This window comes from Oleiphilus sp. HI0061 (assembly GCF_001635675.1).
This window is the reverse complement of the sequence record NZ_LWFE01000149.1, coordinates 1-940: the sequence shown is the minus strand read 5'-3', so window position 1 is coordinate 940 and position 940 is coordinate 1. Positions and strand designations below refer to the sequence as shown.

Here is a 940-nt window from a genome sequence, read left to right as displayed (position 1 = left end):
AGGAATAAAAAGTATAGAGGAAAAATCCTCAAAGCTCTTCGAACATAAAAGTTTTTAAGATATAGCTTAAAACTCTTTTCCTTGCCTGAAAATAAGCTCAAGGTTATTAGAAAACCCGAGAGTGCAAAAAATAGCTGTACACCAAGCCACCCCCAATAGAGTATGCCACAGTGAAAAAGTATTACCGATAAAACAGCATAACCTCTCAGGCCGTCAAGCGAAGCAGTATAATTTATTGACACAAAGTACATCCATTTAATATCAAGGTTTAAGCTATCCTTGTATTCTATCAGTAATTACTAGGTAAAAAAAAACTGCACAAAGTGAAACTTTGCGCAGTTTCTATAAAGAAATTAGACTACATACCTGAACCTGGGGCCCATACTTCTGCTGAGCCATCTAACCTCAGCATCAAAAACTGGTTTACACCAACATCTTGATAGGAAACTAGTCTTCCTCCATTAGGGTACTGAACAGAGATGTCCACAGTACTTACGCTACCAAGACCACAATGCTCGCTCGAACCACCGTATTGTTGCGCAATATAAATCTCTCTCGTACACAAAATATTATCAGTTTCAGAGTTTCGTATCACTACTCTTGAGTGCAAGCCTTCTGTAGTCGGCGCATCCTTAACCTGGAATGCTAACCAATTGTTATTACTTGGTCCCGTGTTACGTAACAAATTAAGGGTATCTTTATTAGCGCTAGGTTGAGAATTAGAGGAAAATAAATCCAAACGACCGTCGTTATCGTAATCGCCATGCGCCACCACAGTTTTAGAAGCCCCACCTGCTGCAGCTACTCTTCCACCAGACGTACTTAAAACATTTCCGCATGAATACGCTTCCTTCTTCCAGTTCCCTGTTCCACCATTAATAAGTATGCCACAAGGCGCTTCAAAGCCCCCTCCAGTTAGCCAATCAGCTCTAATATCCGT

At 40.5% G+C, this 940-nt stretch carries 2 protein-coding genes; both read right to left on the bottom strand.

The genetic code is table 11. The features are described from left to right. Positions 1 to 251: acyltransferase family protein (locus A3735_RS32445; protein ID WP_156499317.1), on the bottom strand; the 251-nt coding region annotated here is incomplete at its 3' end. A 107-nt stretch (positions 252 to 358) separates the two neighbouring features. Further along, positions 359 to 940, bottom strand: a 582-nt coding sequence (locus A3735_RS30100; protein WP_197485591.1) for a hypothetical protein, incomplete at its 5' end; no start/stop codon positions are given.